This is a genomic window from Streptomyces sp. NPDC090499 (assembly GCF_044769305.1).
Lineage (GTDB): Bacteria > Actinomycetota > Actinomycetes > Streptomycetales > Streptomycetaceae > Streptomyces.
In genome coordinates, this window is sequence record NZ_JBIVXP010000008.1 from 338,356 (window position 1) to 363,272 (window position 24,917).

A 24,917-nucleotide genomic window follows, 5' to 3' on the forward strand; every position below is an offset into this window, starting at 1 on the left:
TACCTCGTCCGCGCACCGCCGGGTGGGTGACACAGCAAGAATGCGTCACGACGGCCCGAACATGCACCCCCGGAGACGGACCGGGCGGCGGACCGGCCGGCTCAGCCCCCGCCCACCGGCCGCAGCACCAGGTGACCGTCCTCCCGCGCCGCCGTCATGGCGAACGGGAAGACGTCCGTCTCCAGGCACATCGGCACGTCCTCGGGGTGCACGCCCTCCCAGCCCAGCCGCAGGCCCTCGGCGAGCCGCGCCGCACCGCCGGAGTTCCGGGCCCGCTCCACGAACGGGCCGGGGGCCACGGAACCGTCGGCCACCAGACCAGCGATGTACTCGGCACAGGCCAGGTCCTCCGCGGCCCGCCCGCCCTCCCCGGTGACCACGAAGGTGACCGCCGCGGACCGCTCGCGCCGCAGCACGGCTGCCGTCGCCCCGGCGACCACGAAGCTCGCGCACAGCAGCAGCCGGGCTCCGGCGACGGCGAGCGCCCCGGTCGTCCCGGCGGTGGTCTTCTGCACGACCGTACGGCCCGCGATGTCCAGCGAGCGCAGCTGGGCCGGTGAGTTGGCCAGGTCGAAGCCCGGCACCACCGGGCCGTCCTGGAAGGCCAGCCATCCGGGGTGCCGGGTCTTCAACTCCAGTGCCTCGTCGCGGGTCTCGGCGAACACGATCCGCTCGGCGCCCCGGTGGAACGCCCAGGCCGCCACGGTGAACGCGCGCATCACGTCGACGACCACGGCGACTTCGGGCGTCGAGGACAGACCGGGGACACCGGTGAACGTGGCGCGCATGACGTCATCATGCCCGGCCGGTCAGAGCTCCGTCTCCTCCGCGGCCGGCAGGGCCGCGCGCATCGAGCGCAGGGCCAGCAGCAGGACGCCGATGTCGTCCAGGTAGATCGGGTCGGGCAGCAGGTCGGTGGGGAGCACCAGGTACAGGACGGCGCCCCAGAACACCCAGCGCGAGCCGGTCGGCAGCCCGGCCCGGCGCAGGGTGCGCCGGGTGCGGACCAGCCGTACGAGTACCGCGACGGCGCCGGCCAGCAGGGCCGCGGCGACGATCGCGCAGATCACGAGCACGGTCGTGGTGGTGTCCATGGCTGTCCTGTCGTCCGGCCCCGATCCGGCCCGGGGTCTCTCACTGGTCCGTCTTCCCGGTTTCGTCCTCGGGCATGACCGCAGGGCCGGCACTGTCCTTCGGCGGCCGCAGCCCCTTGAAGGCACGGGTCAACTGCTGGAAGGGGGAGGCGGTCTGGGGTGCCGGAGCCGCCGGGGCGGGGTGGTCGCGGAGGGCGGCGAGCGCCTCGTCGGCCCGCTCGGCGGCCTCCCGGTACAGGTCCCGGGACCTGGTCATGGCCTCCAGCGCCTCGGCGTACTGCGCGACGCGCTTGCGCTCGCGCGCCAGCTCCTCCTCCAGCGTCATCAGGGTCCAGTTGTCCCGCAGATCGGCCAGCGCCTCCTCGGCGCCCTGCGGCGCGGGCTTCGGCAGCGCCGCGAACCGGCGCACGGCGGCGATCAGTTCGGCGGGCTCCGAGCCGTCCAGGAAGACGCTGCGCACCGCGTACTCCTGCGCGTCGTAGCCCGACGGCGCCGGGTCCGGGGGCAGCAGTACGGCGCCGCCGCGCGGGACCTCGACGCCGAGGTCCCGCAGCGCCCAGTTGACGGCACGGAACTGCTGGGGCGCGGCCCGGTGTTCCACGACGCGGTGCGCGAGGGCGGGCGGCAGCTGCCGGACCAGCGGCAGCCGGCCGAGCGCGTCGGGGGTCATCGCCTCGTGCACGACGAGGTTGACGCACCAGGCGTCCTTCGCCGCGTCCCGCAGCACCCGGCGCATGTCCTTGTCGTCGGCGGGCAGCGGGTTGACCGTGCGGAGCCTGACGCCCGCCACCACCGGGTGGTAGTCCCAGGCGGCCTCGCCGCCGTCACCGGCCTCCTCGCCGTCGGGCCAGAACATCACCGCGGGGGAGGGCCAGGCCTCGTCCCAGGGCCGGTCGGCCTCGGCGACGAGCTGCCACTCCCGGCCCGCCTGGCGGCCCTGGAGGTCGACGGCGAGGGTCAGCCGGGCGCGCACGGTCACGGTGCCGTCGTCGACGCGCCAGCGGGCCTCGAAGAGGCGTCGGGCGGAGTCCCCGGGCACGGGGGGTTCCGCGAAGTCGTCGAGGACGCCGGTCTCCTTGCGGCTGCGCAGGATCCTGCGGATCACCTCCTCGGAGTCCGGACCCGTGTGGCGGCCGCGGGCGGCCCAGACGGTCGGCGGAAGGACGGCACGGTCGGCGGTGGAGTTCGACATGGGCCAATCTGCTGGTGGGAGAGGAGTGCGTCCTCCAGTATCGCCGCCCGGGAGCGTGTCTCATAGAGCGGGGGCCGCCCGCGTACGGCGCGTGCGCCCCGCACCCGGGGTGCGAACCGAGTGCGCCACCCGATGCCGGTTCACCCGTGCCCCTGATCGGGCCGGCCTCGGAGAATGGTGCCGGGAACGGGGCCCGCCCGACCATCCGCCAGGGGCGGGCCCCGTTCCCGCCGCCGGGAGGCATGGGAAAGAGGCACGAGAAAGGGGCCGGCGGCAGTGCGTCGGCCCCCCTCTCACCCGTCACGTCCCAGCGCCTCAGGCGCCACTCTCGCGGAGCATGTCCTCGCGCTCGACGAGCTTGACGCGCTCGCGGCCCTGCGGCTCGCCCAGCGCCTTCTCGGCGGCGTCCAGCCGGTACCAGCCCTCCCAGGTGGTGAAGCGGACGTCGCGCTCGGCGAGGAAGGCCTCCACGGCCTCCGGCGCGGGTGCCTCTGGGGTCTGCAGGCGGCCGTTCGCGTAGTCGTCCAGCAGGTTGGACACCGTCTCGTTGGCGTCGCCCTTGGTGTGGCCGATGAGGCCGACCGGGCCGCGCCGGATCCAGCCGGTGACGTACGTGGACCGGAGGTGACCGCCGCTCTCCTCGATGACCCGGCCGCCCTCGTCCGGGACGGTGCCCGACTCGATGTCCCAGGGCAGCTTGGGCAGCTTGTCGGAGAGGTAGCCGACGGCGCGGTAGACGGCGCCGAGGTCCCAGTCCTTGAACTCGCCGGTGCCCTTGACGTTGCCGGTGCCGTCGAGGGCGGTGCGCTCGGTGCGCAGGCCGACGACCTTGCCGTCCTCGCCGAGGATCTCCACCGGGGACTCGAAGAAGTGCAGGAAGAGCTTGTGCGGGCGGTCGCCGACGTCGCGGATCGCCCAGTTCTCCAGGGTCTTGGCGACCATGTCGGCCTGCTTGTTGCCGCGCCGGGTCTCGATCGAGCCCTCGTCGTAGTCGATGTCCTCGGGGTCGACGATGACCTCGATGTTGGGGGAGTGGTCCAGCTCCCGCAGCTCCATCGGGGAGAACTTCGCCTGCGCCGGGCCGCGGCGGCCGAAGACGTGCACTTCGAGGGCCTTGTTGGCCTTGAGGCCGTCGTGGACGTTCGGCGGGATCTCCGTCGGCAGCAGCTCGTCGGCGGTCTTGGCGAGGATGCGGGCCACGTCCAGGGCCACGTTGCCGACGCCGAGGACCGCGACCTTCCCGGCCTGGAGCGGCCAGGTGCGCGGCACGTCCGGGTGGCCGTCGTACCAGGAGACGAAGTCGGCGGCGCCGTAGGAGCCGTCCAGCTCGATGCCGGGTATCCGCAGCTCGCGGTCGGCGGTGGCGCCGGTCGAGAAGATCACCGCGTCGTAGAAGGAGCGCAGGTCGTCGAGGCTGATGTCGGTGGGGTAGTCCACGTTGCCGAAGAGGCGGATCTGCGGCTTGTCGAGCACCTGGTGCAGGGCCGTGATGATGCCCTTGATGCGCGGGTGGTCGGGGGCGACGCCGTAGCGGATCAGGCCGAACGGGGCGGGCATCCGCTCGAAGAGGTCGATGGACACGCCGGGCTCGGCGGCCACCCCGGACTTGAGCAGGGCGTCGGCGGCGTAGATCCCGGCGGGGCCGGCTCCGACGATGGCTACCCGCAGGGGGCGCGGCATGATCAGGTTCCCTTCGAGTGAGGACAGTCGATCTCGAACGGGAAGCCTAAACTAAGGCAGTCCTAAGTTAGTACGCGGGTCCGCTCTATGACCTCATAAGCCGATCTTATGAGGTGTATCGGGTCCGGCTTATGGTCTCCGGGGCGTCCCGATGGCCTCCTGGTGCTTGGCGTGCGCACGGCACATGCACCACCCTGTCCCCTGCGGCGCACCGAGGCGCGGTGGCCGGAGGGCGAGGGGTGAGAGCGTGGCAGCACGCGGGGAGACGGCCGTCGCGGTGACCGGCGGCAGCGGATTCGTCGGGAGCCGTCTGGTACGCCGGCTGCTGGAGCGCGGGTACCGGGTCCGTGCGACCGTCCGCCGCGCGTCCGACGCGACGAAGGTACGGCCCCTGTGGGAGCTCCAGGAGGCCTTTCCCGGCCGGCTCGACCTGTTCGAGGCCGATCTGCTCCGGGACGGCTCCTTCGACGAGGCGTTCCGCGGCTGCGCGACCGTCTTCCACGTGGCCTCACCGTTCCTGATGCCGGAACGGATCGGGGACGGCCAACGGGACGTGGTGGACCCGGCGCTGCTCGGCACCCGCAACGTGCTCGGCGGCGTCGAGCGCACGCCGGAGGTGGAGACCCTGGTCCTCACCTCCACCGTGGGCGCGATCTTCGGCGACTACGCCGACGTCCGCGAGATGGCCGGCGAGGTGCTGACCGAGAAGTACTTCAACACCACCAGCACCGTGGCGAACAACCCCTACCACTACGCCAAGACGGTCGCCGAGCGCGCCGCCCGGGACGCCGAGGCCGCCCAGGACCGCTGGCGCCTGGTCTCGATCAACCCCGGCCTGATCCTCGGCCCCTCCCTCACACCCGCCTCCGAGTCCGGCAGCCTCTTCCTGCTCGACGAGCTGTTCAAGGGCTACTTCTGCTACGGCGCCCCGGACTTCAGCTTCACCACCGCGGACGTCCGCGACGTGGCCGACGCGCACATCGCGGCCGCGGAGAACCCGGCGGCCAGGGGCCGTTACATCGTGGCCAACGAGACGATGACGTCCTTCCACGAGATGTCCCGGATCATCCGCACCCGCCACCCCTGGGACCCGCGCCTGCCGCGCACCGCGCTCCCGCACGGCCCGGTACGGGTCCTGGGCCCGCTCTTCGGCCTCACCCAGGACTACATACGCAAGCACCTCGGCATCCGCTTCCGCGTCGACAACGGCCGCAGCATCCGCGAACTGGGCCTCGCCTACCGGCCCGTCGAGCAGACCCTCCTGGACCACCACGCGAGCTGGCGCTCCCGGCGGCGGAGGGTCTGAGCCCGACGGTCACGGGGGTCAGGCCGGGCGGATCACCCGGTGGATCGCCGACTCCCCGGCGTTGTAGATCGACTCCTCGCGGATGACCGCCCCGGGGCTCGGCGCGTGCACCATCGTGCCGCCGCCCGCGTAGATCCCCACGTGGCTGTCGTCGTCGAAGAAGAAGACCAGGTCACCCGGCTCGACGGCGGCCAGCGTGATCGGGGTGCCGGCCAGCGTCTGCTCCGGCGCGGTGCGCGGCAGCGTGACGCCGGCGGCGCGCCAGGCGGCCTGGGTCAGGCTGGACGCGTCGTACGCCCCCGGCCCGGTCGCTCCCCAGACACACGGCCGGCCGATCTGCTCCCGCGCGAACGCGAGCGCCTTCATCGCCTTGCCCGGCTCGGCCGCGACGCCCGGCTGGAGGAAGGCACCGGGGTCGGCGTAGCCGCCGGGCGCGGCTGCGGTGGGCACCGGGGCCGGGGCCTGCGGAGGCGCGGTCGGCAGGGGCGTGGTGGGGAGCGGGGCGGTGACGACCGGGGCGGGGGCGGCCATGGGCATCGCCATGGCGGGCGCGGCGGCCATCATCGCCTCGGGCGGCATGGTCATGGCCGCCGGCATCGCGGAGGCCTGCGGTGCGGAGGGCGCCGCCATGGGGGCTGCCACAGGCGCCGCCATCGGCGCGGGGATCGCCATGGCGGGTGCTGCCATCGCGGTGGGCATGGCCATGGTGGCCGCGTAGGCGTAGGCGTAGGTGCCGTCGGCGGACTGCATGCCTGCCGGGTAGGCGCCGGGCAGGTCGGCGACGGGTGCCGCGGCGAAGGGGGCGGCCGGCGGCACGGCGGCCATGGGCGGGGCGGGGGCGGCGGGGAACGCCGTGGAGTACGTGCCGTTGCCGTAGGCGGTGTCGGCGGCGAACGGTGGAACGTCGGTGTAGGCGGCGGACGCGTTCGGCGACATGATCCGGAAACCGCCGACGTCCATCGGCCCGGGGGCCGGGGCGGCAGCGGTGGGCGCTGCGGTCGGGAAGGCGCCGCTGTTCGTGGGACCCGCGGTGGGGAAGGCGCTCGTGCCCATCATGGGGTCGGCGGTGGGGAAGGCGCTCGTGCCCATCATGGGGTCCGCGGCCGGGAACGCGCTCGTGCCCATCATGGGGTCGGCGGTGGGGAAGGCGCTCGTGCCCGCCATGGGGTCCGCGGCCGGGAACGCGCTCGTGCCCGCCATGGGGTCCGCGGCCGGGAACGCGCTCGTGCCCATCATGGGGTCGGCGGCCGGGAACGCGCTCGTGCCCATCATGGGGTCGGCGGTGGGGAAGGCGCTCGTGCCCGCCATGGGGTCCGCGGCCGGGAACGCGCCCGCGTCGGCCGGGGTCGGCATCGGGAACGAGCCCGTGGCGCCCGGCGTCATGATGCGGAAGGAGCCGGTGTCCCCCGGGGCCGGAGCCTGGGCGGCGCCCGCGTCCATGACGGGCGCGGTCTGGTAGGTTCCGCCGCCCGAGCCGCCCGGGGTCATGACACGGAAGCCGCCCGCGTCCGCCGCGGCCCGGGTCGGGGCACTGTCGGAACCCCCCGGGGTCATGATGCGGAAGGTACCGGTGTCCGACGGGGACACGATCGGGATACCGCCCGTCTCGGTCACCGCCGGGAGCGCGCGGGTGGCGGCGGAGGAGCCGCTGCCGGTGCGCTGGTTCGGTATGCCGACGGGGGGCGCCTGCCAGGGCTGCACCGGGGCCTGCGCTTCGGGCGTCGGCCAGGGGCTGGACGACGGTGCAACGGCCTGGGCGACAGGGGCCGGGGCAGGGACCGCGTCGAGGGCGGCGATCGCGCGCTGCCCGGTGCGCTGGGACAGCACCTCGCGCGCCTTGGCGAGCTTGAGCTGGTTCCTGGTCTTCGAAGCACCCGGCGTCGGCCGCTGCGGCCCGGCGGCAGGCAGCGCCCTGGGCGCACCCGAGGGTCCCGCGGGCAGCGCCGCGGCGGGCCCCGCCGTCAACTCCAGCCTCGGACGCGCCGGCAGCTCGCGGACGACCTCGATCTCGCTCTGCGCCGACGGCCCCGCGGTCAGCTCCAGCCGGGCCGGGCCGGAGTCCTCCAGCTGGCCGAGCAGGTCCGCTGCCATGGCGCTGACAGGCCGGCGCGGCCCGGGGCGGGCGGGCTGCCGGTCGGTGGGCAGCGCGGCCGGCACGCTCGGCCCCAGTCTCGAGCGCGCCCCTTCGAACCACTCCCGGGCGATGTTGTCGAGGCCCGGGTCGTCACGACGGGTCCGTTTGAACAGCGGGACGCCGCGTGAGCGCGAGCCCCCGCTCATCGCACGGGTGGCGTTGTAGTTCCCGGTGGCGTTCTCGGCCTGGTCGTAGAGGCTGTCGATCCGCTGTCGAACCTCGTCACGGCTCTCGGGCGCCATTGAGGGGTCGTGCTCCTTCCGTACTCCGCCTACCGGGTTAGCTGTCGGGTTCGGGCGGTCGAGTCCGGAAGGCATGCCCTACGGCCTTTGCCCTTGCGGACGGCGGCCGATTCACCCCAGTGGTCGGTTGGGTCCCCGGCTCCGGACCAGCCCCTGAGGGGCACCGGACTCGGCGGAGGCCGCGCGGCCCGACGGGATTCGCCGGGGGGAGCCGAGCGGCTTGCCCGTCAACTTAGCCAACTTGTGTCACTCGTGTGAAGGTTGAAGTGGCTAATGTCCGATACGTATTTGTGATGTTCGTCGTAGCGTTCGGAACTCGACCGTACGGAACGGCATTTCGCGCGCATCCAGTGCATTCGCAGGGTCACCGGAGCGTTGCCGTGGGTCGCGTTCCCCCGCTTCCGGGGCGCCCGCTTTCTGTGAGGTCACCGTGAATTCCCGGGACTGTTGAACACGGCGGCGCCGCGGGCCGTATAGGGCCGGGGATTTCCATGCCCGGCCGCCCACGACATGCAGGGGAACGACCTTGAGACGCAACAGGCGCAGACGCCCGACCGGCGCACAACGCGCGACCTTCGCAGCGGTCGCCCTGATGCTCGGCGGCGGAGGACTGGTCGCGGTGAACGTCTATGCCTCGGCCACCGAGAACGGTGACGGCCAGGGGCAGGTCGCCACCGGCCAGGTGCTGTCCGCGCCCACGATCTACTGCCCCGACGTCGGCAGCCGGCTGACGGCGGTGCCCGACGGCGCCCGGGCGGACGTCGACCGTGAACTCGCCCAGATGGACCAGCAGGTCGCCGCCGCCTACCAGCAACTCACCCAGTCCGCGGCCGAGATCGAGGAGAACCCCGGCTTCGCCGGCCAGACGATCATCGACCCGCTGAAGGCGAAGCGGTCCGAGTCGCTCCAGCGCATCGCCGACGCCATCGGCCGCGAGGGAGACCGGCCGCAGGGCCTCGACGACCTCGCCGCCTGCACCCTGCGCTCCTCGAACCAGGGCGCCGGGCAGTCGGCGGCCCCCCAGGGCAGCGCCACGCCGAGCCAGAGCGGCCAGGGCAGCGCCGCGCCGAGCCAGGGCACCGGGGCGGGCGGCCAGGGCGGCAACGGACCGGTCGCCTCCGACTACGCGGACATCACCTCGGTCCAGCCGAACGTCACCACCCCGGCCGAGCAGTCCGGCGGCTCCACCGGCACCTTCGGCTCCAGCTGCGGCGTCAACGCGAACGGCCTGTTCAACTCGGACAACGTCATCGTCGCACCCGGCGTCTCCAACGGTGCCCACCACTTCCACGACTACATCGGCAACCAGTCCAACAACGCCTTCGCCAGCGACCAGGACCTCGCGAACGCGGACACCAGCTGCGCGGACCAGGGCGACAAGTCCACGTACTACTGGCCCGTGCTGCGACTGCAGAACGGCAAGCAGGAGCGGGACGCCGACAAGCCGGGCGGCGGCACCGAGGGCAACGCCGGGCAGATCGTCACCGCGAAGGAGGTCACGCTGACCTTCGAGGGCAACCCGACCTCCAAGGTCACCGAGATGCCGCGGCTGCTGCGCATCATCACCGGCGACGCCAAGGCGTTCGTCAACGGCCCGACCAATGCCAACGCCTCCTGGAGCTGCACCGGTTACGAGGACCGGCAGCTCAAGGACAAGTACCCGCTCTGCCCCTCCGGCAGCGACGTCGTGCGCACGTTCCGGTTCCAGAGCTGCTGGGACGGCCGGAACATCGACAGCGCCAACCACCGCACCCACGTGGCGTTCGAAGGCCCCGACGGCAGCTGCCCGGCCGGTTTCCAGGCCATCCCGCAGCTGGTGCAGCGCATCGTCTACGACGTGGCCGCGCCGAGCCTCCAGGACGGCGGCCGTACGGTCCCGCTGTTCGCGGTGGACTCGTTCCCCGAGCAGCTGCACAAGCCGGTCACCGACCACGGCGACTTCATCAACGTCTTCGACGAGAGCCTGATGCGGAAGATGGTCGACTGCATCAACTCCGGCCGCACGTGCGGCGCGGGCGCCGACGAGCAGCCGCCGTCCCAGAGCGCGGAGCCGTCCGCGCCGAGCGAGACCGCGAGCCCGGTGGAGCCGCCGGCCCAGACGCAGAGCGCCGAGCCGTCCGAGCCGGCGACCGAGCAGCCGTCGTCCCAGCAGCCGTCGTCCGACCAGCCGTCGTCCGACCAGCCGTCGTCCGAGCCCCCGGCCGGCGCCCCGGCCACGGAGACCGCCACCGCCCCTGGTTCCGGTTCCGGCTCCGGCGGCACCGGGCTGCCGAGGGTCTACGCGACTCCGTCGCCGAAGAAGACGTCGACCACGAAGTCGTCGGGCGGCGGCGTGATCAGCGCACCGACACAGCGCCCCGACACCGAGTCGCCCACCGGCAACGCCGCCGCCTCGCCCACCGGCACCGCGGTCGCCGCCCCGGCCGGCCAGGAGACCCCGGCCACCGGTTCGCAGACCGAGCCCCAGGCCGTCCAGGGCGGTCTCGCCGAGACCGGCGCCCACCTGTGGCCGGCCGTCTTCGGCGGCCTGCTGCTGCTCTCCGGGGCCGCGTTGCTGTGGCGCACCAAGCGGTCCTCGTTCTGACCTGTCACCTGCTGCGCAGGGTGTCCTGGGCGAGCTCGAACGCGGGGAGCATCTCGTCGTGCTCCGCGCTGTCGAGCCCGCCCAGGTGCAGCACGACGGGGCCGTGCCGGGTGACCACGGCCAGCGCCGACTCCTTCGCGCTCCCGCCCAGCAGCTCGCTGGTGCGGACGTAGTCGACCCGCACTCCGGACAGCCCGCCGGAGGTGAAGCTCCGGTACGCCGCCCGGCCGGTGCCGTCCTCGGCGGCCACGAACGCGCGCAGCACCGCGCGGGCGTCGCCGCTGCCCGGCTTCCCGGTCCACACCCGCAGGAAGCCGACGACCCCGGCCGGCCTGGCGTCCAGCTCGCAGACGAGCGTCACCGGGCCCTGCCGCAGCAGGCCGTCCATGGTGTCGCCGTCCACGCCGTGCGACGCGACCGCGGCGAGCCCGTCGACGGGCTTCGCCGCCCAGCCCGTGGCGATGCCGAACGTGACCGGCAGCGCGCACGCCGAACCGGCGGTGCCGACCGTGCCCGCGCGCTGGGCCGCCCCGCTCGAACCCTGCCCCGACACCGTGACGTCGGCCGAGCGTGCCGACACCCGGCACCCCGCCGGCAGCCCCGCCGACAGCGCGAGCAGCGCCACGCGCCTCCATAGGGTTCCCACCCCGGGCCTCCCCCTGCCGACCGCGCCGGCCACTCCCGCTCATCGTACGAATGCGCGCCCAGTACCCGCCTGGTGCACTCATCCGTTGACTGACCGTCACATTACTGAACCGTAACCTGACGACTGCTACCGCCGGTAATGCACGGCTCGTTACCGTCGGGTAAACCGCACCCGCCCCGTCGGCCGCTCCGGGGACGTCCTCCGCACCTCCCACGTCCAGGAGGTTCCCCATGCCTGTCCGCGTCCGCCTGCTGGCCACCGCCGTCGCCGTCGCCGCCTGTCTCGGTCTCCAGACCCTGCAGGCCACGGCCTCCCGGGCGGAGGTCTCCAGGGGTGTCACCATCCCCGCCTTCTACGACCCGCCGGCCACCCTGCCCACGGCCGACGGCGCCCTCGTCCGCACCGAAGCCCTCCCGCTGGCCCTGAGCCTGCCGAGCCTGCCCGGCCCGCTGCCGGGCACCGCGACCCGGCTGATGTACAGGTCCACGGACTCGGCGGGCGACCCCGTCGCCGTCACCGGCGCCTACATCGAGCCCACCCTCCCCTGGCTCGGCCCCGGCGCCCGCCCGCTGGTCGCGCTGGCCCCCGGCACCATGGGACAGGGCGACCAGTGCGCCGCCTCCATGGGCCTGCAGTACCCGCTGATCCTCAACGGCCAGACGGTGTCCGTCGGTTACGAGGACCTGTCGATCTACCGGCTGCTCGCCGAGGGCGTCGCGGTCGTCGTCACCGACTACGTGGGGCTCGGCGCCACGGACCGGCTGCACACCTACGTCAACCGGCTCGACGGCGCCCACGCCGTCCTGGACGCCGTACGCGCCGCCCGGAACCTGCCCGGCGCCTCGGTCACCGCGGCCTCACGCGTGGGCCTGTTCGGCTACAGCCAGGGCGGCGGCGCCACCGCCGCGGCCGCCGAACTGCAGCCCGCCTACGCCCCGGACATCACCCTCTCCGGCACCTACGCCGGGGCACCGCCCGCCGACCTCACCGCCGTCACCGCGGCCATCGACGGCAGCGACCTCGCGGGCGCCCTCGGCTGGGCCGTCAACGGCTTCGTGCAGGCCGATCCGGCGCTCGCGCCGATCGTCGACGCCCACCTCGGCACGGCGGGCCGGGCCGCCCTCACCGACCTGTCGACGATGTGCGTCGGCGACGCTCTCCTCGCCTACGGTTCCCAGCACAGCACCGCCTGGACGAACGACGGCAGTTCCATCTCCGAGGTCGTCGCCGAGGAGCCCGTCCTCCAGGCCTTCCTCGACGCACAGCGCATCGGACGGACCGCCCCCGCGAGCCCGGTACGGCTGGCCACCGGCGTCAGCGACGACCTCGTCCCGCACGCGCAGGCCCGGCAGCTCGCCGTGGACTGGTGCGACGAGGGCGCGGACGTCACCTACGTGCCGGTCCTCCTGCCGTCCGCCGGCCGGGCCCTGCTGAACCATCTCGAACCCCTGCTCACCGACCAGGGCGACGCCGTCGCCTGGCTCACCGCCCGGCTGTCCGGCGTACCGGCCGGCTCCAACTGCTGGAGCATGCCCGTCCAGCCCTGAGTCCCTGCCCGCCGCCGTTTGCCGTCGGCGGGCAGCGCACGGCAGGGTGCCGGTGTGCCCACCTTGCTGATCGTCCACCACACCCCCTCACCGCACTGCCAGGCCATGTTCGAGGCCGTGGTCTCCGGGGCGACGACCCCGGAGATCGAGGGCGTGCGGGTCGTGCGCCGGGCGGCGCTGTCCGCCACCGCTACCGACGTGCTCGCGGCCGACGGATACCTCCTCGGCACCCCGGCCAACCTCGGCTACCTCTCCGGCGCCCTCAAGCATTTCTTCGACCAGGTCTACTACCCGTGCCTGGACGAGACCCGCGGCCGCCCCTTCGGCGCCTACGTGCACGGCGGCAACGACGTCACCGGCGCCCTGCGTGCCCTCGACTCCATCACCACCGGCCTCGGCTGGCGCCGGGCGGCCGAACCGGTCACGGTGACCGGAGAGCCCCGCAAGGCCGACATCGAGGCGTGCTGGGAACTGGGCGCGACGGTCGCCGCCGGCCTCGCCGGCGAGGCCTGACCCGTCCGCCGCCGCCGGTCACCCGGACGGACGAAGGTGCGGGCCCCGGAGCCAGGGCACACGATGGGAGCAGGCCATGTCGTCGATCCGAGGGAGCGCCGGATGGCAGCGGAGCACCGTGCCTGCGGGCCGCCCGCGGCCGAGATGCTGCGGGAGTGCGCCCGTGACGTGGTGGCCGTCGCCGAGGGCATCCGCGAGGTCTCCGCACGGACCAGCTCCGCCCTGTTCGCCCCGGCGCTGACGGGTTCCGCACGCCGCCGCCCGCGCACCGGCCTGGCCGCCCGCTGGGCGCTGCTGCGGACGCTCACCAACAGGCAGGGCCTCGGCGGCTCGGCGATCGTCGCGCCGGACGGCGTCGGCCACCTGCTCGGCGCGGCGGGGGAGGCGCTGGGCCGGGCGAGCCTGGCCGCGCTGGTGGCGGTCACCGCGCTGCGGCTGAGGACCGCCGCCGTACTCCTCGACCACCCCGAGGTCGGGCGCGACCCGGGCATGCGCCGGCTGGCGGACGCGGTGCGCGACGACCGCGACCCGGAGGCGGCCGTCCACGCGCTGCGGGACCTCTTCAAGGACCGGGACGCCCAGCGCTCGCTGTCGGCGCTCGCGCCGATCCTGGCGGAGCTCCTCGCCGTCCGGGGCCTGCTGGACGAGGACCCGCTGAGCGACGAGACCGCCTGGGCGCTGACCGCGGGCCGGCAGCTGACCGCCGGCCCGGTCCGGGGCTCCGGCGCCTCCCAGTTCGCGGGCGCAGACCGGGGCGCGGGCGGCGCCCAGGCCGTCGAACCGTCCGCGCAGGAGACCGGGTCCCTCGCCACCGAGGGCTCCTTCCTCGGCTTCCTGCGCAACATCGACGTGCTCGCCGGAGACGCCCGCGTGCTCGTCCAGGAGGTGCGCGGCCCCGACGGGGTGCTCCGGTACGTCGTCCAGGCGCCCGGCACGGCCCCCGGCCGCCCCCGCGACGACTCCCCGCAGGACCTCGCCGGCGCCTGGCGCAACCTGTTCCTGACCGACTCGCCGTACACCCGCTCGATCCTGCTGGCGATCCGGGACCACGGCATCCCGCGCGGCGCCGACCTCGCGCTGGTCGGGCACGGCGAGGGCGGGATCGCGCTGCTGAACCTCGCGCAGGACGACGAGTTCTGCCGCGCCTACCGGGTCACCCACGTGGCCGTCGTCGGCGCGCAGACCGACGACCGCAGGCCCGCCGACCCGCGCACCTGGGTGGCCGGCATCACCAACCGGCACGACATCGTCCCGGCCCTGGACGGTCCCGGCGCCCCGCACCCCAACCGGTACCGGGTCGACTACCCCGGCCCCACCCGCGAGTTCCCGCGCTGCCACCTGCTCCGCGTGTACATCGACGACCTGGAGACGGTGATCCCGCAGGCCCGGTCCGACGTCGACCGGGCCCTCGCCCCCTACCGGGGCCCGGTCGAACGCACCCGTGTCTACCGGCTCAGGGACCGCGGCCGCCCGCCCGAGGGCTACCCGTTCCTGGCGGTCCCCACCACCGGCCTCGCCACCTCGGCGGGCCCGGTCGACGTGCCGGTGCGCTACTACGACTCCTCGGCCGCGCACCTGTGCTTCCCCGTCGACACCGACGTGGCCCGCAGTCTGCTGCCCGACGTCGCCTGGATGGTCCCCACCCGGCTCGGCCGCCGCGCCCTCGCCGTGCTCTCCCTCTACGAGCACCGCTGCACCACCATCGGCCCCTACACGGAGCTCGGTCTGTCGGTGCTGGTCGACGACCTGTGGCGGCCGCACGGCTACGACCTCGCCGCGGACCTGCTGCGCCGTGCCGACCTGCGGCGCACCGGACGGTACGTGGTCGCGCTCGCCGTCGGCACGGAGGAGGCGCGGGCGGTGGCCGCGGAGCTGTGGGCCCAGCCGGCCGTGCGCGGCTGCGCCGACGTCGAGCTGCAGGGGCGGGAACTGCGCGTCCACGCCCCCGAGCTGGGAGTCTCGGTGGAGGGCCGGCCGGGTCCGGGCGCCCGCTGTCCCGAGCCGGACTGGGTGCTCTACGGGCGCCGGGGCGGGAGCACCGTACGCACCCTGGTCCGCGCCCGCGGCAGGCCGCGCGTCCATGCCAGGCCCCGGCTGCGGTTGCGGCTCGACGGCGCCCACGGGCCGCTCGCCCGGCACCTCCAGATCCTCGAACTCGACGCCGTGCGGCCGGGGTTCGTCCTGACCAGCCCCCGGTTCGTGGCCCACAGAAGCGCCGGCGCGGTGCTGCCGCGCTAGGCGTCCCTCCGAGTGCAGGTGAACCTCATGGTGACCGAACCCCGTCCCGCCACCGCCGCCCCGGAACTCCTCGCGTACGTCGACGGCCTGAGAGCCGACGCGGACCGGATGGACGGCTACGCCGAGCGGCTGCGGGGCGCCGCCGAGCGGCTGGACGACTGCGCCGGGGCCCCGGAGTGGAGCCGCGCCGCCCTGGAGCGGCAGGCGACGGCCTGTGTGACCGCGGCGGTACAACTGCGGGCGGCCGCCACCGCGTTGCTGGCCCACGCGGCGGAGTGAACGGCGGTGCCCGGCCGGCGGAGCGGCGCGGCCGGGACGGACGCGTCCCGGCCGGTGGTGCGGTGCCGACGGCTCAGCAGGCCGGAGCGGTGTGGGGTTGTTCCGGGCCGGGTTTGGGGCGGGTGCGGGTCCAGGAGGGGTCGGCGGCGGGTTCAGGAGTGGGGGGACGGTCCATGGGTCGGGGGGCCTCCTGAGGCGTGGGGGGTGGTGAGCGGTGCGTCCGGTGCCGTCGACAGCTCGGCCCAGACGACGCGGGCGGCGGGCCGCCCTTCCGGCGCGGCCGTGACGCCCCAGTCGAGACTGAGCGCGTCGACGAGGAACAGGCCGCGCCCGTTCTGCTCGTCGGGCTTGGCCCGCCGGGGCGCCGGGAGCGTGATGCCCCCGTTGTTCTGGTCCTCGACCTCGATGCGGATCCGGTCGGCGCCGGCGTGCACCCGGCAGACGATCCGCCGGCCGGCCGAGTGCACGATCGCGTTGGTGACCAGTTCCGAGGTCACCAGGACCGCGTTGTCGAGGGCCTCCTCGCACACGTCCCACGAGCCGAGCAGCTCGCCCACGCTCCGGCGGGCGTTGCCCACCGCGCGTGGCGTCGGCGCCAGGTCGAAGACCCGGCTGCGCGGGGCGGGACGGTCCCCGGAGGCGAACCGGTCGAGGCCTTGCGGCCCAGGGAGTCGACCGAGGCGTTCGCCTCCGGGTGGTCTGGGGACGCCCGTCGCGTCGGACGGGCGGTACGGGCCCTCGGCGGCGGCCGCCAGGGCCGGCCGGGGCAGGCCGGGTATGTGGTCCTCGGGCAGTCGGTCGAGCGGCTGGGGGAGAGAGGGCGGGGCCATCGCCGTGCGCCTTTCGTCCGGCTTCGCAGCGTGGGGGCTGATCGGTCGCGTCCGTCCCGGGCCGCTCGGGGGCAGACGACGACCCGCGCCTGGGCGGCTCCGGGCCGCAGCTCAGTTTCCCCCAACTGGACTGCTTCGCCTGCTCCTTGGTCGGCCGGAGCAGTACCTCCACTCTGGCATCTGCCAACATCGCCTCGCAACCGGCAAGTTGAAAATTGCAAGAAGCGAAGTGCATGCTGCTCCCGGCAGGAAGTGATCGAACCCGTACGTGAACGATCACGACCACGTGAGACGGTGACCCTGGAACCTGGTGTGAGGGGGTACGGCGTGACCTCGGAGACCGACTGGGGCGGAGCCCCTTCCGTCCTGCGCATGATCCTCGGCCGGCAGCTGGAGGAGATGCGGACCCGGGCCGGGCTGACCTACGAGCAGGCGGCCGCCGCGATCGGGGTCAGCCACTCCACGATCCGCCGGATGGAGGCCGCCAAGGTGGCCCGGCTCCGGCTGGCCGACGCCGAGAAACTCCTGCAGGTCTACGGCGTGACGGACCGCCAGGAGGTCGACACCTTCCTGCAGTCGGTGCGCGAGGCCAACAAGCGCGGCTGGTGGCACACCTACCGCGACGTGATGCCGGACTGGTTCGCCGCCTATCTCAGCCTGGAACAGGCGGCGTTGCAGATCCGTGCCTACGAGAACCAGTTCGTGCACGGCCTGTTGCAGACCCGCGACTACGCCGCCGCCCTGCTCGGCGCCGGCAACCCGCACGCGCCGAGCGAGGCGACCGAGCGCATGGTGGCGCTGCGCATGCGCCGCCAGGAGCTGATCACCCGGCCGGCCCCGCCGCGGCTGTGGGTGGTGATGGACGAGACCGTGCTGCGCTGGCCGGTCGGCGGGTCCGAGGTCATGCGCGCCCAGGTCGACCACCTGATCGAGATCAACCGGCTCCCCCACGTCACCTTGCAGATCATGCCGTTCGCCAACGGCCCGCACCCCGCCATGCGCGCGGGCGCGTACCACCTCTTCCGGTTCAAGGCCCCCGAGCTGCCCGACATCGTCTATCTCAACGGCCTGGTGGGCGCTGTCTACCTGGACAAGAACGACGACGTCGTGGTCTATCGCGAGGCCCTGGACCGGCTGGGCGCGCAGGCAACGCCCGCCAGAAAGACCGAGGCTCTCCTCGGTGCGATTCGCAAGGAGCTCTGACGTGCACCACCCCATACGCAACGGCATCCCGTCCCGGCAACTCGGCGCGCGCGGCTGGTCCAAGCCGTGGAGCGACGACGCCGGCGGCGCCTGCGTCGAAGTGAAGAAGCTCGCCGACGGCCGGGTCGCGGTACGCCAGTCGACCGACCCCGACGGACCGGCGCTGGTCTTCACACCCCGTGAGATGACGAGTTTCCTGTCCGGTGTGAAGGCGGGTGACGCCGACTTCCTGATGTGATCGGATTTCCCGGAACCACCTTGCTATAGCTGATCGTTCAACCAACCCCCCACCCCCGACCCCCCACCCCCGACGCACCACCGCGCAGCCCCCGAACACCCCCGCATCCCTCACCTGAATGGGAGACACGGCGTTGCCCGACAACGGATGGCCGGCCGACCGCATCGACACCGAGAACGCGCACTCCGCACGGATCTACGACTACATCCTGGGCGGCAAGGACTACTACCCCGCCGACCAGGAGGCGGGCGACGCGATGTCCCGGGAGTGGCCCGCGCTCCCGATCCACATGCGCGCCAACCGCGACTGGATGAACCGCGCCGTGCGCTGGCTCGCCGAGGAGGCGGGGATGCGCCAGTTCCTGGACGTCGGGACCGGCATCCCCACCTCCCCGAACCTCCACGAGATTGCCCAGGCGGTCTCCCCGGACTCCCGGGTCGTCTACGTGGACAACGACCCCATCGTCCTCACCCTGTCCCAGGGTCTGCTCTCCAGCACGCCGGAGGGCCGGACGGCGTACATCGAGGCCGACTTCCGCGACCTGACGGACCTCTACGAGGCACCGGAACTGCGCGAGACCCTCGACCTGGACAAGCCGGTCGCCCTCACCGTGATCGCCATCGTCCACTTCATGCTCGACGCGGACGACGCGGTGGGTGTCGTACGGCGGCTGCTCGAACCGCTGCCGTCCGGCAGCTACCTGGCGATGTCCATCGGCACCGCCGAGTTCGCGCCCGACGAGGTGGGCCGGGTCGCCCGCGAGTACGCGGCCCGCAACATGCCGATGCGGCTGCGCACCATCGACGAGGCCCACGAGTTCTTCGAGGGCCTGGAGCTGGTGGAGCCGGGCATCGTCCAGGTGCACAAGTGGCACCCGGACGGCACCGGCGAGCAGGGCATCCGCGACGAGGACATCGCGATGTACGGAGCGGTCGCCCGCAAGCCGTAGCACGGGTTCCGTGCCGGGGCCGGGCTCACCTTCCCGGCCCCGGCACGGTCGTCCACGGGGAGCGGCCGGCTCAGGCGTTCGGGTCGAACGAGATCCCGGACGGCATGGAGTACCCCAGGTTGGCGTTGAACGAGCCGTCCTTGATCTTGATGGTGGCGTCGCCGAAGTCCGCGTTCATCAGCTTGTCGCGGTAGCCCGCCGGGTAGCCGTCCCAGCCCACCAGGCGCGGGAAGAACCAGCCGCCGGTCACGTTCTCCGGCGGGTCGTCGTTGGTGTTGGCGAACCGGAAGTCGTGGGTGGACAGGCCGTCCTTGTGGTACACGATCTTCGGGTGGGTGCCGTCGAACCGGATCGCCGAGGCGGCCGCCACCTGGTAACTGCTGTGCTGGGACACCGAGACGTACTGCACCTGGTTGTTCTGGATCCACACGATGACGTGTTCCCAGTCGTGCCGGTGCCCGATGGCCAGTGGCCCGTACGTCGCCTGGTCCTTCTCGAAGTAGCTGGCGTACATCACCGCGCACCAGCCGTTGTTGCACTTCTCGCGCGAGTAGGTGTTGGCGTTGGCGAGCTGCGCGTAGTCGTGGCAGTGGCCGTTGACGTCGCCGCCGAGCGAGAGACCGGGGTTGATGGTCCCGTCGGCGCCGATGGCCGCGGTGGCGTAGCAGCCGTCGCCGTCGTAGTCGTAGGCAGGGGAGAACGTCTGCTCCAGACCGTCGGCGTTCTGCGGCAGCAGCGTCAGGACGTCGGCGTGCGCGGTGGCGGGCACGGCGACGACCAGCGCGAGCGCGCCGAGCGCGGCGGCGAGGGCCTTGCGGAGCGGCCGTCTGCGGGTGGGGGATTGCAGTGCGGTCATGGGGGACTCCCTGTCGGTGAAAGGCGAAGCGGAGTCTCGCAGTCAGCTCCTGCCGAAGACCACCCTTACGACTTAACTTTGACCCAAAGACAATTGAACAGATCGCCCAACTCGGTTGCTGTCAGACGCTGTTGACCTGCTGTGAGTCCCCCGGATGCGGTTGCCGCCGGGCGTGCCCGAGGCCAGGCTGCTCGTCGGTTCCTCCCCCCCCACCGCCCCGAGAGGCAGACCCCGTGAGCGACACAGACATGCCTTCCGCCTCGTTGAACCGGCCGAACCGGCTGAGCCGGCGCGGCTTCCTCGGCGCCGCCACCGCGGCCGGACTGCTCGGCACGCAGGCCACACCGGCCGAGGCGAAGACCGCCGCCGTCACCGTGATCTCCACCGAGTCCGGCCAGGTCACCGGAGTCCAGGGCGGCCTGCGCGGCGTCACCGTCTACAAGGGCATCCCGTACGCCGCCACCACCGCCGGTGCCAACCGCTGGCGGCCGCCGCAGCCGGCCCCCTCCTGGGACGGGGTCCGCGCCGCCGACTCCTGGGGCCCCGCCTGCCCGCAGCCGGTCACGGGCGTCCCCGCCGACCAGGTGCCCGAACTCGGCGAGGACTGCCTGAACCTCAACATCTGGACGGCGGCCGCCGGTTCGGGAAACAGCAGCCCCGTCCTGGTCTGGCTGTACGGCGGCGAGCAGGCCCTGTGGTCGGGCCAGGAGATCTACAACGGCTCGCTGCTCGCGTCCAAGGGCGTGGTCGTCGTCACCCTCGACCACCGTGTCGGCCCGCTCGGCGGTCTCGCCCACCCCGAGCTGACCGCGGAATCCGCGTACGGCGGCTCCGGCAACTGGGGCATCCTGGACGTCGTCGCGGCGCTGGAATGGGTCCGGCGCAACATCGCCGGGTTCGGCGGCGACCCGGACCGGGTCACGCTGGCGGGCTGGTCCCAGGGCGCGTCCATCGTGCACATCCTGCTCGCGTCCCGGCAGGCCAGGGGCCTCTACCACCGCGCCCTGCTCTCCTCGGGCGTCCGGTACACCAAGGACCCGGCGCTCGCCCGGGACACCGGCCGCTACCGGACCCTCGCCGCCGCCGAGGCCGACGGCACCGACTTCGCGGCCCGGCTGGGAGCGGCCGATCTCGCGGGCCTGCGCGCGCTGGACGCCGACGACATCGTCGGCGGCGCCGTCGCCGACACCGCCGCCGACTTCGGTCACGTCCTCGACGGGCACGTCCTGCCCGACACCTACACCGCCGTCCTCGAAGCCCGCGCCGAGACCGACGTGCCCGTCCTGACCGGCGTCTGCAAGGACGCGAACGGCGCCTCGCCCGACCTGAAACTGACCCTCGACGCGTTCCAGGCCTACGCCCGCGCGGAGTTCGGCCCGCTGGGGCTTGCGGACACCTTCCTGGACCTCTACCCGGCGGACGGCGACACGGCGGCCGCCCGGCAGTTCAGCGCCTACGCCCGGGACGAGGAACGCGTCTCCGCCTTCCTGTGGGCGACCCAGTTCAAGGACACGGCCGCGAACTCCAGCGCCGTCCACACCTACTTCTGGACCCGCGTCCCGCCCGGCTACGACGACACCAACCCGGTCATCGGCACCGCCGCGACCGGCGCCTTCGAGGGCTCCGACGTCTACTACCTGCTCGGCTACCTCTACAACACCGACCGCCCCTGGACCTCCAAGGACTACGACACCGCCGACACCACCGCCTCCTACGTCGCCCGTTTCGCCGCCACCGGCGACCCGAACGGAGGCTCACTGACCAACTGGCCCGCCCTCGCCACCGACACCCCGCGGACCATGGAGCTCGGCGCGAACTCCGGCCCGATCGCGGTGGCCGACAGCGACGCGAAGCTCGCCTTCCTGAAGACGTACCTGGAGTCGCAGACCACGGAGTTCTGAGGCCCGCCGAGCGGGTGCGGCGAGGTCCGGCGGTTGCGCGGCGCCCCAGAGGGGCACGGGGGATGGCGCGACCGCTCAGGACCGTGCGGAGCCGTGGCCGAGGACGCCGTGGTGGTGACGGTGGTGCACGGTCGGGGTGCGGTGCAGGGCGATCAGGGCCGCGTCGTCGCCGAGGTGGCCGCCCGCGTGCGCCAGCAGGTCGCGCCGGATGTGGTGCATCAGCGCCTCCGGGGAGGCGTCCGTCCACTGGGCGACCCGCTCGGCGAGCGGGTAGAAGCGGCCCTGCGCGTCCCGGGCCTCCACGACACCGTCGGTGTAGAGCAGCAGGGTGTCACCGGGCTCGAAGGAGAACACGTCCAGGGTGTGCTCGGAGCCGCCGCCCGACTCGGGCACACCGAGCGGCGGCGACGGGTGCAGGCTCGGCACGGTGACCGCGTGCCCCGGGCTGAGCAGCAGCGGCGGCGGATGGCCGGAGCTGGTCATCCGGGTGACCGGGTCCGCGTCGGGGATCTCGACCAGCAGCGCGGTGGCGAACCGCTCGCCCGCCTCCTCCGGCGGCTCCAGGTCCGCGGCGTACCGCTGCACGCTCTGGTCCAGGGCGACGGCGAGGTCCGGCAGGCCGACGTGCCGGTGGGCGGACTCCCGGAACGCGCCGAGCAGCAGGGCCGCCTCGCCGATCGCCGACAGGCCCTTGCCCCGTACGTCGCCGATCAGGACCCGGACCTCGTCGTCGCAGCGGGTGGCCGCGTACAGGTCGCCGCCGATCTGCGCCTCGTCCTCGGCGGCCAGGTACAGCGAGGCGATCCGCAGCGGGCCGATGTGCTCGGGCAGCGGCCACATCAGGACGTGCTGTGCGGCCTCGGCGACCGTGCGCACCTGGGCCAGCTGGGCGCGGCGCCGCTCACGGACCGCACTATACACCACCACCATCACGGAGAGTACCGTCAGGGTGACGATCTGCACGATGTGGTTCGCGGTGGTCAGCCCGCCGTGGAACACGGCGATCACCACCTGGGCGACCACCGCGATCGCCCCGATCAGCGCGGTGGACCGGGGGCCCGCGAAGGACGGGGTGAGCGCCGGGGCGATGACCAGGGCGGGTCCCAGATGGATGTTCTCGGGCGTACGCAGGTCCGCCACCGTGATCACCAGGATGAGCAGGACCGGGAGCAGCAGCAGTGCGTGCGACGACTGCCACGACCGCCGCAGTCCCGTCACACAGCCCTGCAGCTTGCCCATGCCACCAGCCTGCGCCACCGCCTGGGGACCGGCCACCGCGAGCCGGGCGCCTCCCCGGCGGCGCCGCACGGCACCCCGGGGAGGTTCACGGCTCCCTAGAGGTTCACGGACCGCATCCCGGCCTCGTCGTAGCGCTCGCCGGCCGCCCGCGGCACCTCGGCCTCGATCCGGGCCAGGTCGTCCTTGGTCAGCTCGACGTCGACCGCGCCCGCGTTCTGCTCCAGGTAGGTGACACGCTTGGTGCCCGGGATCGGGACGATGTCCTCGCCCTGGGCGAGCACCCAGGCGAGGGCCAGCTGGGCCGGGGTCACCTCCTTCTCGGCGGCGATCTCCTGCACCTTGGCGGCCAGCCGCAGGTTCGCCTCCAGGTTGTCGCCGGTGAAGCGGGGACCGGTGCGGCGCCAGTCGTTCGCGTCGAGGTCCTCGGGGGAGGAGAACCGGCCGGCGAGGAAGCCGCGGCCCAGCGGCGAGTACGGGACGAACCCGATGCCCAGCTCCCGGCAGGCGGGCAGCACCTCGTCCTCCGGGTCCCGGCTCCACAGCGAGTACTCGGTCTGCACGGCCGCGATCGGGTGCACGGCGTTGGCCCGCCGGATCGTCTCCGCGCTCGCCTCGCTCAGCCCGATGTGCCGCACCTTGCCCTCGGCGACCAGCTCGGCCAGCGCGCCCACGGTCTCCTCGATCGGCACGTTCGGGTCGACGCGGTGCTGGTAGTACAGGTCGATGTAGTCGGTGCCCAGACGCTGCAGCGAGCCGTGGATCGAGCTGCGGACGTGCTCGGCCGAGCCGTCCTGCGGGCCGATGCTGCTCATGTCACCGGGGACGGCATGGTCCATCCGGTAGTTGAACTTCGTGGCGATCACGTACGCGTCCCGGTGCCCCCGGACCGCCTCGCCGACCAGCGACTCGTTGGTGAGCGGTCCGTAGAGCTGCGCGGTGTCGAGGAAGGTCACCCCGAGCTCCCGCGCGCGGTGGATGGTCCGCACGCCCTCGCCCTCGTCCGCGGTGCCGTAGAAGGCGGACATGCCCATGCACCCGAGGCCGATGCTGCTCACCTGAAGATCCCGCAGATTGCGCTGTCGCATGTGAATCCCAGCCTTTCCCGCTGACGCGTTTCCTGATGGACGCTACGACTTCAAGAGCACTCGAAGTCAAACGGGCGACCGCCGATCGGGTACACCTGGACCCGGAGCCCGTATCCCTCACCCGTCGCCGGGACCGCCCGCGGAGGCCGCATGCTGCTGCGCCAGCTCGAATACCTCGTCGCGCTCGCCCGCGAGCGGCACTTCGCCCGGGCGGCCGCCGCCTGCCACGTCTCGCAGCCTTCCCTGTCCGCCGCGATACGGCGACTCGAACACGAACTCGACGTACCGATCGTGCGCCGGGGCCGCCGCTACGAGGGCCTGACCCCCGAGGGCGAGGTCGTACTGGCCTGGGCGCACCGCATCCTCGCCGAGGGCGACGCGCTCCGCCAGGAGCTGTCGGCGCTGCGCGACGGCCTCAGCGGCACCCTGCGCCTCGGCATCGTCCCCACCGCCGTCCCGGTCGCCTCCCTCCTCACCGGCCCCTTCTGCGACCGGCATCCGCACGCCCGGGTGGCCATGGAGTCACTGTCCTCCGCCGACATCCGGCGCGGCCTCGCCGGGTTCGAACTGGACGCGGCCATGACCTACCTGGACGACGACGAACTGCGCCAGGTCCGCCGCTTCCCGCTCTACGAGGAGCGCTACGTCCTGCTCACCCCGCTCACCGGCCCCCTCGGCGGCGCGGCCACGGCCACCTGGTCGCAGGCCGCCGCCCTCCCGCTGTGCCTGCTCGGGCCGCGGATGCGCAACCGGCGGATCATCGACGACTGCTTCGCCGCCGACGGCGCCGCCCCCGTCCCGGCCGTCGAGTCCGACAGCGTGGCCGGCCTCTACGCCCACCTTCCCGGCGGCCGCTGGTCCAGCGTGATCTCGCACGCGTGGCTGCACATGTTCGGCGTCCCGGAGGGCATGCGTGTGGTCCCGCTGGAGGGCCCCGCCCACGGCCCCCGGGTCGGACTCGTCGTCGCCCGCAGCGAGCCCCAGTCCGTGCTCGCCCAGGCCCTGGTGAAGGTCGCCCGGGAGGCCGGTCTCAGGGACGCCCTCGACAGCCGCCTGCACGCCGTCCTGGACGGCGCCGACCGGTGATAGGCGCGGCCTATCACCGGATAGTGACGTTCGCTTTGACCTGCGCACTTACCTCCGAGGATCGTGGAACGCACC

General features: G+C 73.3%; 21 protein-coding genes and 1 riboswitch. Of the genes, 11 read left to right on the forward strand and 10 right to left on the reverse strand.

The window, feature by feature from the left end:
- Positions 1–101: 101 nt before the first annotated feature.
- The 4 genes from ACIQVL_RS29115 to ACIQVL_RS29130 form a co-directional block, all read right to left on the reverse strand.
- Complete coding sequence (locus ACIQVL_RS29115) at positions 102–788, reverse strand: 2-phosphosulfolactate phosphatase (protein ID WP_403476779.1); 687 nt, start codon at positions 786–788, stop codon at positions 102–104.
- Between the two features lie 21 nt (positions 789–809).
- Entirely contained in the window at positions 810–1,094 is a 285-nt protein-coding gene (locus ACIQVL_RS29120) for a YkvA family protein (protein WP_403425888.1), read from the reverse strand.
- A gap of 40 nt (positions 1,095–1,134) precedes the next feature.
- Positions 1,135–2,286: a hypothetical protein gene (locus tag ACIQVL_RS29125; RefSeq protein WP_403476780.1), complete on the reverse strand. Its 1,152-nt coding sequence runs from the start codon at positions 2,284–2,286 to the stop codon at positions 1,135–1,137.
- Between the two features lie 315 nt (positions 2,287–2,601).
- Positions 2,602–3,966 carry an FAD-dependent oxidoreductase gene (locus ACIQVL_RS29130; protein ID WP_403425884.1) on the reverse strand — a complete coding sequence of 455 codons (1,365 nt, stop codon included), beginning with the start codon at positions 3,964–3,966 and terminating at the stop codon, positions 2,602–2,604.
- Between the two features lie 247 nt (positions 3,967–4,213).
- Between ACIQVL_RS29130 and ACIQVL_RS29135 the strand changes: the two genes are divergently transcribed.
- Positions 4,214–5,272: an NAD-dependent epimerase/dehydratase family protein gene (locus tag ACIQVL_RS29135; protein WP_403476781.1), complete on the forward strand. Its 1,059-nt coding sequence runs from the start codon at positions 4,214–4,216 to the stop codon at positions 5,270–5,272.
- Positions 5,273–5,290: 18 nt separating this feature from the next.
- Here ACIQVL_RS29135 and ACIQVL_RS29140 read toward each other — a convergent pair whose 3' ends face one another.
- Positions 5,291–7,648, reverse strand: a complete 2,358-nt coding sequence (locus ACIQVL_RS29140; RefSeq protein WP_403476782.1) for a C40 family peptidase — start codon at positions 7,646–7,648, stop codon at positions 5,291–5,293.
- A gap of 10 nt (positions 7,649–7,658) precedes the next feature.
- Positions 7,659–7,833: riboswitch (cyclic di-AMP (ydaO/yuaA leader) on the reverse strand.
- Between the two features lie 407 nt (positions 7,834–8,240).
- Between ACIQVL_RS29140 and ACIQVL_RS29145 the strand changes: the two genes are divergently transcribed.
- Positions 8,241–10,232: a DUF1996 domain-containing protein gene (locus tag ACIQVL_RS29145; RefSeq protein ID WP_403476832.1), complete on the forward strand. Its 1,992-nt coding sequence runs from the start codon at positions 8,241–8,243 to the stop codon at positions 10,230–10,232.
- A 4-nt stretch (positions 10,233–10,236) separates the two neighbouring features.
- Here the strand turns inward: ACIQVL_RS29145 and ACIQVL_RS29150 are convergent, their stop codons facing one another.
- A complete protein-coding gene (locus tag ACIQVL_RS29150) occupies positions 10,237–10,857 on the reverse strand; it encodes a lipoprotein (protein ID WP_403476783.1) in 621 nt (206 codons plus the stop codon).
- Between the two features lie 251 nt (positions 10,858–11,108).
- On the opposite strand from ACIQVL_RS29150, the gene ACIQVL_RS29155 reads away from it, so the two are divergent.
- The 4 genes from ACIQVL_RS29155 to ACIQVL_RS29170 all read left to right on the forward strand — a co-directional run bounded on the left by ACIQVL_RS29155 (position 11,109) and on the right by ACIQVL_RS29170 (position 15,455).
- Complete coding sequence (locus tag ACIQVL_RS29155) at positions 11,109–12,425, forward strand: lipase family protein (protein WP_403476784.1); 1,317 nt, start codon at positions 11,109–11,111, stop codon at positions 12,423–12,425.
- Between the two features lie 54 nt (positions 12,426–12,479).
- Positions 12,480–12,938 carry a flavodoxin family protein gene (locus ACIQVL_RS29160; protein WP_403425875.1) on the forward strand — a complete coding sequence of 153 codons (459 nt, stop codon included), beginning with the start codon at positions 12,480–12,482 and terminating at the stop codon, positions 12,936–12,938.
- Between the two features lie 102 nt (positions 12,939–13,040).
- Complete coding sequence (locus ACIQVL_RS29165) at positions 13,041–15,176, forward strand: hypothetical protein (RefSeq protein ID WP_403476785.1); 2,136 nt, start codon at positions 13,041–13,043, stop codon at positions 15,174–15,176.
- 27 nt (positions 15,177–15,203) lie between these two features.
- Positions 15,204–15,455, forward strand: a complete 252-nt coding sequence (locus ACIQVL_RS29170; protein ID WP_403425872.1) for a hypothetical protein — start codon at positions 15,204–15,206, stop codon at positions 15,453–15,455.
- A gap of 152 nt (positions 15,456–15,607) precedes the next feature.
- Here ACIQVL_RS29170 and ACIQVL_RS29175 read toward each other — a convergent pair whose 3' ends face one another.
- Positions 15,608–16,285, reverse strand: a complete 678-nt coding sequence (locus tag ACIQVL_RS29175) for an ATP-binding protein (protein WP_403425870.1) — start codon at positions 16,283–16,285, stop codon at positions 15,608–15,610.
- A gap of 327 nt (positions 16,286–16,612) precedes the next feature.
- Between ACIQVL_RS29175 and ACIQVL_RS29180 the strand changes: the two genes are divergently transcribed.
- The 3 genes from ACIQVL_RS29180 (at position 16,613) to ACIQVL_RS29190 (ending at position 18,675) form a co-directional block, all read left to right on the forward strand.
- The gene (locus ACIQVL_RS29180) at positions 16,613–17,488 is read left to right on the forward strand and encodes a helix-turn-helix domain-containing protein (protein ID WP_403425868.1); all 876 of its coding nucleotides are present in this window, start codon (positions 16,613–16,615) and stop codon (positions 17,486–17,488) included.
- 1 nt (position 17,489) lies between these two features.
- The gene (locus ACIQVL_RS29185) at positions 17,490–17,726 is read left to right on the forward strand and encodes a DUF397 domain-containing protein (RefSeq protein WP_177233215.1); all 237 of its coding nucleotides are present in this window, start codon (positions 17,490–17,492) and stop codon (positions 17,724–17,726) included.
- A 133-nt stretch (positions 17,727–17,859) separates the two neighbouring features.
- Positions 17,860–18,675, forward strand: a complete 816-nt coding sequence (locus ACIQVL_RS29190; protein ID WP_351960557.1) for an SAM-dependent methyltransferase — start codon at positions 17,860–17,862, stop codon at positions 18,673–18,675.
- A gap of 70 nt (positions 18,676–18,745) precedes the next feature.
- Here ACIQVL_RS29190 and ACIQVL_RS29195 read toward each other — a convergent pair whose 3' ends face one another.
- The gene (locus ACIQVL_RS29195) at positions 18,746–19,531 is read right to left on the reverse strand and encodes an NPP1 family protein (RefSeq protein WP_403425866.1); all 786 of its coding nucleotides are present in this window, start codon (positions 19,529–19,531) and stop codon (positions 18,746–18,748) included.
- Between the two features lie 233 nt (positions 19,532–19,764).
- Between ACIQVL_RS29195 and ACIQVL_RS29200 the strand changes: the two genes are divergently transcribed.
- Positions 19,765–21,432 carry a carboxylesterase/lipase family protein gene (locus ACIQVL_RS29200; RefSeq protein WP_403476786.1) on the forward strand — a complete coding sequence of 556 codons (1,668 nt, stop codon included), beginning with the start codon at positions 19,765–19,767 and terminating at the stop codon, positions 21,430–21,432.
- A 75-nt stretch (positions 21,433–21,507) separates the two neighbouring features.
- On the opposite strand, the gene ACIQVL_RS29205 is transcribed toward ACIQVL_RS29200, so the two are convergent.
- Together ACIQVL_RS29205 and ACIQVL_RS29210 are read right to left on the reverse strand one after the other, a co-directional pair.
- Positions 21,508–22,671: a PP2C family protein-serine/threonine phosphatase gene (locus ACIQVL_RS29205; protein ID WP_403425863.1), complete on the reverse strand. Its 1,164-nt coding sequence runs from the start codon at positions 22,669–22,671 to the stop codon at positions 21,508–21,510.
- A 95-nt stretch (positions 22,672–22,766) separates the two neighbouring features.
- The gene (locus tag ACIQVL_RS29210) at positions 22,767–23,756 is read right to left on the reverse strand and encodes an aldo/keto reductase (RefSeq protein ID WP_403425861.1); all 990 of its coding nucleotides are present in this window, start codon (positions 23,754–23,756) and stop codon (positions 22,767–22,769) included.
- Between the two features lie 150 nt (positions 23,757–23,906).
- Between ACIQVL_RS29210 and ACIQVL_RS29215 the strand changes: the two genes are divergently transcribed.
- Positions 23,907–24,842, forward strand: a complete 936-nt coding sequence (locus ACIQVL_RS29215; RefSeq protein WP_403476787.1) for a LysR family transcriptional regulator — start codon at positions 23,907–23,909, stop codon at positions 24,840–24,842.
- Positions 24,843–24,917 lie beyond the last annotated feature (75 nt).